The following is a 7,200-nucleotide window of genomic DNA, read 5'->3' as shown; positions in this document are numbered from 1 at the left end:
CTGTAATCGAGATCGAGTTCGTTTCGGATATGCGCGGGTGGCCTATGCTTTTCGATATAAGCCTTCAACAACTTTTCATGTTTTTTTAATTCGAATTCGCTAAATGCCATGTTGAATTTCTCGATGTTTTTTTTAAACATAACGCCTGCGCTAACCGGTCGTTTGAGGAGCGCAGCGACGAAAACGGTCCGAGTTGAGCGCCTTGTTCGGCTTTTTTATCTTCTGTGCTTCCAATATCCTGGCTCACGGTGAAGATGCATCACCGCCACAATGAATATTCCGTCCTTTTCTTCTGAATACAGAATTCCAAACGGGAATCGTCTTACCAAAGACCGCCTGACATCGCCTTCTAGAATAGCCCATGCCTTTGGAAAATCGACTGACCGATTGATGCTTGAATTAACCTCCAAAGCGAAGTCATAGCCCAGTCCTGGCTCAATGTCTTCGTAATAATTAATTGCCTTGTTGAATTCTTTTTCAGCTTCTGGATGAAAGGAAAAACTCATTTTTCGAACCTATCCCAGACCTTCCTAAAGACTTCTTCTCCTGGGATTGCTTCCACTTGACCAGACCTGAGTTCATTAAGGCGGCGCTTTGCTTCCTGAGCCCATTTCTTGTCTATCTCTGATTCTGGCTGATTCAAACTCCGCAACAGCGAATCCACCACCAAGGCTCGTTCCTCCACTGGTAGCGACACTGCTTCATCAATAAGTTGCTTTGTGTTCATGTTTTCACCTTTGACTGAAGGGGACTATTTAGCCTAACGGGCACCTCGAAAAACCTACTGCGCGCCCCGATTGCTGCGTTGGGCGGTGCTCGCTCCCTCGCCTATCTATTTGATATGTCTCGGTCGCTGCGCTCCGTCCGCCTTGCACTCGGGCCGCTCGTGACGGTTTTTCGAGGTGCCCTAACGTTAAAGCTAACCAGCCTGCGCAGCGGGTGGGCGGCCGGGTTGAGCGTGATGTTAGGCGCGAAATTCAAGAAAGACTGCCAACGCATGATGTACGGAACCTCCCTGTAAGCCATGCCATTGTTGGCAACTATGCACCAAACCCCAACGATGCGCGAGCCGGAATTTGAAGGGCGAGTTCGTAGCCAGAATTGGCTGCCAAATCACTGACAGAAAACACCCTGAATCACCGAAGTGCCTAACGAACAATCTCACCCGACCAAAAACCGCGACGCGGTTTTTGGTCGGGTGAAGCGCAGTGTTATGCCTGCTTTTGCTAATCGGCGCATTTCATGTTTGGTGTGACTATTCTGTGCCATTTAGCGTGGCACTCCTGACATAGGTATGATCGTGGCCATCTTTCGGATTCACCGCCGAATAAAGCATATGGCGCCCAATGATGATTCTCAGCGCCCTCTTTGCCGCACACCTCACAACTTGGAAGTTTCCAATTTGTTTTTATTTCGTCCGGTTCAACACCTGCTTCAAGCGCAGACCGACAAGCAACAAAATGTGTTGTTCTGTGAGAGCAATGGCCACAATAGAACACACAGACATTGTGGCCGCCTGAATTCTTGGCCTTGCCCACCAGCCATTGTTTTTCAAACCCGCATTCAGGGCAAGGATAGCCGGGCCACTGTTAGCCCAAAGCCGTAATGTCCCCTTTGTCCAATTCTAAAATGTCCCCTTTTGGTTTTAGGAGGGGTGATGGCAGAGGAGTATATTACGATGAGTTACCAAGAGGTCGACCGGCTGGGGGTAATCCAGCAGGTGGTGGGCAAGCGGCTGCGCCAGGGGGATGCGGCCCTGCAGTTGGGGTTGAGTGTGCGTCAGGTCAAACGCCTGGTGGCCCGTTATCGGGCTGAAGGCGCGGCAGGCCTGGTTTCGCGCCATCGGGGGAAGCGTCCGGGGAACGCCATCGCCGATGCCGTCCGGCAGGAGATCCTCGGGGTCGTCCGCAGCGCGTATGCCGATTTCGGCCCCACGCTCGCCTGCGAGAAGCTGACCGAACGGCATGGCTACACGGTCAGTGTCGAGACCCTACGCCAGTGGATGATCAATGAGGGGCTATGGCAAGCGAAGCGGCGCCGCGAGGCTCATACTCATCAGCGCCGACCGCGCCGTCCCTGCCGGGGGGAGTTGGTTCAGATCGACGGCTCACCGCATGACTGGTTCGAGGGGCGCGGTCCACGCTGCACACTGATCGTATTCATCGATGATGCCACCGGCGCACTGATGGCCCTGCGATTTGTGCCCGCCGAAACGACCCAGGCCTACATGGAGACCCTGGCGGGTTATCTGCAACGGCATGGCCGACCAGTCGCCCTCTATTCGGACAAGCACAGCATCTTCCGCGTCAACCATCCGGAGCGCGAAGGCGAGCTGACGCAGTTCACCCGCGCGCTCAAGACCCTCGACATCGAGCCCATCCACGCCAACACGCCCCAGGCCAAGGGACGGGTTGAACGCGCCAATCAGACGCTCCAGGACCGCTTGGTCAAGGAACTACGCCTGACCGGTATCTCGGACATCGAAGCGGCCAATGCCTTCCTGCCCGGATTTATTGCCGATTACAACGCCCGCTTCGCCGTCCCCGCCCAAAACCCGACCGACGCCCATCGACAGGTGTTGCACAGCCAGGAGGAGCTCAACCTCATCCTCTGCCTGCACCATACCCGCACCCTCTCGAAAAACCTGACCATCCAGTTCCACAGCCGCGAATACCAGCTCACCGGCCAAGGCCGGGGATACCGCCTGCGGGGAGCCCGGATCACCGTCTGTGCGGCCTTCGATGGCACAGTAACCCTACTGCACCAGGGCCGGAGGCTGGCCTATCAGATCCTCCGGGAGGGCGAGCCGCCAGTGCCGCTGGACGATGAAAAAAGTCTGCACCAGACGGTGGATGCAGCCCAAGTCAGGCAGCAGGCAACGCCCTCTTTCAAACCGGCTCCCGATCACATCTGGCGTCATTCTCCCATCGGCAAGGCTGCGCACACTACACCACCCACCCCGCGCTAGGCCAACTCAGAAGGGGACATTTCAGCTTTGGAAAAAAGGGGACATTTTAGAATTGGGTTGACAGGATAGCCGGGCCACTCAAAAGGTTTTCTTGCCATGAAAAATTGTCCGTTCTGCAATGGATCTACTATTGGCCCGTGCTCTAACACTCATCCGCATGGCCACGAAATCATCATGATGTTTTGCAATGACTGTGGAGCGTGTGGCCCTGTCATTATTTATAAATGTCCAGATGACATAAAAACAGCCATGTATGCTTGGGATAATAGGCATAACGTTGGACGTAATGGGCGCCGGAGCGCAGCGAAGGGAACCAAACAGCGCAGCAGTTTGGCGTCCCGTTGACGGACTTGTTAGCCGTTTCGACGTACATAAACGGAGTGGGTGTACGGAATTACGGCTTGAACGCTTTCGGTTGAGACAAGCTCGAACTCTGCTTCGTTGAGCATTGGGAAGAAGGCGTTACCCTCGAAGGCTTGATGTACCTCAGATAGAAAGACGCCGTGGGCGTGAGGTAGTGCCAGTGCGTATATCTCGGCTCCGCCCGCGACGTAGAGTTCATTGCCGCGTTCGGCTGCCAAAGCGATAGCGTGCGACAGCGTTGAAACAACTGCACAGCCAGTGGCGCGGTAGCGAGCTTGGCGTGAGATCACCACGGTGTGGCGATTTGGTAGAGGCTTGCCAATGGACTCAAAAGTCTTTCGCCCCATGACAACGACTTTACCCTCGGTGAGCCTGCGAAAAATCTTCTGCTCACCCGGGATCTTCCACGGGATATCGGGACCATTGCCAATAACCCGATTGGCTCCCATCGCAGCGACCAGATAAATGCGCACCGATTCCGAGTTCATACGGCTAACGTTCAAGCTAACCCGCCGCCGGAGCGCGCAGCGCGGAGGGAACCCGCCCGCGCAGCGGGTGGGCGGTCGGGTTGAGCGTGATGTTAGGCGCGGAGCAAAGGAAAGACTGCAAAAGCATGATGTACGGAACCTCCCTGTAAGCCACGCCTTTATTTGCAACTATGCACCAAACCCCGACGATGCGCGAGCCGGAATTTGAAGGGTGAGTTCGTCGCCCGAATTGGCTGCCGCCCCGCCGACAGAAAGCACCCTGAATCACGGAGTGCCTAACGTGGAGGTCACCGGCGCTGCGCGGCCTTATCGCGCAGCGTCCGGTGGACCGCAGGGTTATGTTTCATAGATGTAATGGCACGATCCATAAGCTTGCAAATGCGACGCCTACGCTGAAGGCATTTGCCAGAACAAGCCACCAAAATTTCCTACTCTTGATTTTGAAGTCGACTTTAAACGCCTTCTTGTACACAAACCCCTCTAATACGGCATTGAGCACGCAGGCAAGTAAGAACGTCCCTGCCCAAGTGATGGGGTTGAATGTTCCCCATCCCAACGCCCAGTTGTAAACGGAAGCCGGAAACAGTTCCCAAGCGATGCCAGCAATGGGAATTAGAACTACCCCAACTACCGCTGATGCGGCATTAGCCGATAGATCTGCAACAGCCGCACGACTTGGAGCCAAACCAAACAGCCAGCGTACGAACAAGTACTCGATGACAAGGCCAACTGAGATTGCCCACCAAGAGAAAAGCCGCGTTTCCAAATAGAGCGCAGGCCAGACAACGTTGGCATAAGCGACGGCTGGCACTGCCAGAAGAACTGCGGCTAAGAGTTTCCTCAACGGTGGCTCCATGAAACATAACAAGCAATATACACCTTGGCAGGTGTATATTTCGGTTGATGGTGGGTATATAACACTGTTGGCATTTACCTATCCCTTTGATTTAATGACCAGATTAAGAAATGGCGGGCTTCATGGATGAGTATAGACACCCCTTCGCCAAAATTGCTCGATCAGGTTCGTGATTTTTTTGAGCATTACTGTAACCACCTGATCTGTCAACCAGATTTTGGGAACCAGCTCTGTAACTGCCCGATCTTCGCCGAATGAAACTCTGATGATTGACCGCGCAAAGTTACGCAGACGCATCGTTAATGCGAAAGTTGCTTGATGGCTTGCTCGATTTCTTTGGCACCCGGCGCGCCTTTGCGGGCCAGTTCTTGCGCGAAGGTGGCCACGCGCCATTCTTCGAGCTGTTCATGCAATTGATTGAGTGCTGCGAACGCTTCCGGGGTGGGTGCGGCTGCGGTGATTTTGTCTGTGACGCGGGCGCAGACGGGCATGAACTGTACGCGCAACATGCGGTCGCGTTCGGGGTGGCGGTCGATTTTTTCGAGGCGTTTTTCAGCGGCGATGAGGTAGCGCGGCAGGTTGTCGAGTACGGTTTGGGGCGTGTGCCAGATCATGCCGGGGTAGAACAACAGGTCGAACTGTTCGGCGATTTCCCGCGCGGCTTCGATTTGCGACAGGGGCAGGCGGCCCTTGAGCTTGGCGCGCAGGGCTTGATGCTGTGCGAAGAGCGTGCGTATCTGAGCCGCCAACTGGCGCACGGCATCATCCAGACGCGGCTTCAGTGATTCGACGCGGGCACGGAATGTGGACTCGTCTCGAATGCAGGGCAAATCGTCCACGGCCAGTTTGGCGACGCTGCGGGCAATCAATTCAAGATCGAACGCCGCGTCGCGCCGTTGGGGCAAGATCAGGCCAAAAGCAGGCAAGGGGCGCGTGTTCGACCATTGGCTGTACTGCAGCCGAGCCGGATCGAGGCTGCGTTCCTGCTTGAGGTATTGACTCAAGTGCCGAATCTGCTCGCCCAGGGCGATGAGCAGCAATCGAACAACGCCGGAACGGTGCGCCAGCGCGGCACGCTCCGGCGAATCGAACAGGCGCACTTCGGCGCACTCGCCCCGATCGATCAACGCGGGATACGCGGTGAGTTCTGCGCCGAGTTCTTCTACGGTCAGGCTTTCGGGTAGTTCGCCTAATGACCAGTCGATGAGGTCATCCCGTTCCAAACGGTGCCGGGTTCGCTCAACCAGGGCATGCTCGGCCGCGGCGGCGTGACGGGCGCGCAAGGCCGAAAGGTCCCGGTCGGCATCGATGATTTGCTTGGCCGGGTCGGTCTGCTTGGCATCGATCAGGGCAAATCGCATCCGTAAATGCGGTTCCAAACGACGCTCATCGAAGGCATCGGCGGTGATTTTGTGCCCCGTCATGCGGGCCAGTTGTTCGGCCACTTGCGCCAGCAGGCCGCCACGATCGACGGACACCCGTTCATCGACTGCCGCCGCAAATTCCGGCGCGGGCACGAAATGACGGCGGTCGGCTTTAGGCAGGCTGCGAATCAGCGCTTCGATCTTTTCGCGGCGCAAGCCGGGGATGAGGTGGCTGGCCCGATCGGCATCGATTTGTTTGAGTGCCGCCAGCGGCAGGCGCAGGGTCACGCCATCATCTTCGCTACCGGGCGCGAAGTGATAAGCCAGCGGCAGGCTGAACGCGCCCATCGACAACCGATCGGGGAAGCCTGCAGGATCAAGTTCGACCGGCTCGCGGGCCAGCAGATCGTCACGCGTCATGCAGAGCACGTCGGGCTGTTGGGGCGTGATGGTTTTGAGCCAACGCACCAGCGTGTGGGCGTCGTACACCTCCGCAGGCAGGTGGGTTTCGTAAAAATCGAACAGCGTTTGATCGTCGATCAGCAAATCGGGGCGACGATTACGAGCCTCGATTTCCCGAATATCGTCGATCAGGGCTTGATTGTGTCGCCAGAACTTAAGACCGCTGTCGAATTCGCCTTCAACCAAGGCCGCGCGAATGAAGATCGCGCGCGCGCCAAGCGGATCGATACGACCAAAGTCAATCCGTCGCTTGGTCACGATCGGCAAGCCGAACAGTTTGACCGTTTCGAACGCGGCTACGCGACCGCCCCGTTGATCCCAGCGCGGTTCGCTGTACTCACGCGTGGTCAGATGCGCGGCCATATCCTCGATCCAGCGCGGATTGATCGCGGCGTTCATGCGCGCGTAGACGCGGGTCGTCTCGACAATTTCCGCACTCATGAGCCATTTGGGCTGGGTCTTGGCCAGTTGTGAGCCGGGGAAAATCTGGAAGCGGCGATTGTTCGCGCCGATGTAGATCGTCGGCGTGCGTTGTTTCTTGCCGCGCTGGTCGCGGGTATCTTTCGGCGCATTCTTGTCTGTTCGCGTGGCTTCATCACGCAGACCGATCTGTGCCAGCAAACCCGGCAGCATCGCCTGATGCAGGGCATCGAGCCGCGCACGCAGCGGCGCTTCATCGCCGTCAACAATTATGGGCAA

The 7,200-nt window shown here is 56.5% G+C and carries 6 protein-coding genes; 1 reads left to right on the top strand and 5 read right to left on the bottom strand.

Annotated elements, in window-relative coordinates:
• Positions 1-215 precede the first annotated feature (215 nt).
• Both PHD44_RS11925 and PHD44_RS11920 read right to left on the bottom strand, forming a co-directional pair.
• Positions 216-506 carry a type II toxin-antitoxin system RelE/ParE family toxin gene (locus PHD44_RS11925; protein WP_300192021.1) on the bottom strand — a complete coding sequence of 97 codons (291 nt, stop codon included), beginning with the start codon at positions 504-506 and terminating at the stop codon, positions 216-218.
• On the bottom strand, positions 503-727 hold the full coding sequence (locus PHD44_RS11920; RefSeq protein WP_300192019.1) for an addiction module protein: 225 nt from the start codon (positions 725-727) through the stop codon (positions 503-505). Before PHD44_RS11920 ends, PHD44_RS11925 begins: the two co-directional genes overlap by 4 nt.
• A 930-nt stretch (positions 728-1,657) precedes the next feature.
• Here PHD44_RS11920 and PHD44_RS11915 point away from each other — a divergent pair.
• Positions 1,658-2,968 carry an ISNCY family transposase gene (locus PHD44_RS11915; protein ID WP_367182028.1) on the top strand — a complete coding sequence of 437 codons (1,311 nt, stop codon included), beginning with the start codon at positions 1,658-1,660 and terminating at the stop codon, positions 2,966-2,968.
• Positions 2,969-3,321: 353 nt separating this feature from the next.
• Here PHD44_RS11915 and dfrA read toward each other — a convergent pair whose 3' ends face one another.
• The 3 genes from dfrA to PHD44_RS11900 all read right to left on the bottom strand — a co-directional run.
• The gene (gene dfrA, locus PHD44_RS11910) at positions 3,322-3,819 is read right to left on the bottom strand and encodes a DfrA12/DfrA21 family trimethoprim-resistant dihydrofolate reductase (RefSeq protein WP_300192017.1); all 498 of its coding nucleotides are present in this window, start codon (positions 3,817-3,819) and stop codon (positions 3,322-3,324) included.
• Positions 3,820-4,162: 343 nt separating this feature from the next.
• Positions 4,163-4,663, bottom strand: a complete 501-nt coding sequence (locus tag PHD44_RS11905) for a hypothetical protein (protein WP_300192015.1) — start codon at positions 4,661-4,663, stop codon at positions 4,163-4,165.
• A gap of 311 nt (positions 4,664-4,974) precedes the next feature.
• The coding region (locus tag PHD44_RS11900; protein WP_300192014.1) for a DUF3418 domain-containing protein at positions 4,975-7,200 on the bottom strand (2,226 nt) is incomplete at its 5' end.

Source organism: Halothiobacillus sp. (genome assembly GCF_028710545.1).
GTDB lineage: Bacteria > Pseudomonadota > Gammaproteobacteria > Halothiobacillales > Halothiobacillaceae > Halothiobacillus.
This window is presented reverse-complemented; position numbering and strand designations above follow the sequence as displayed.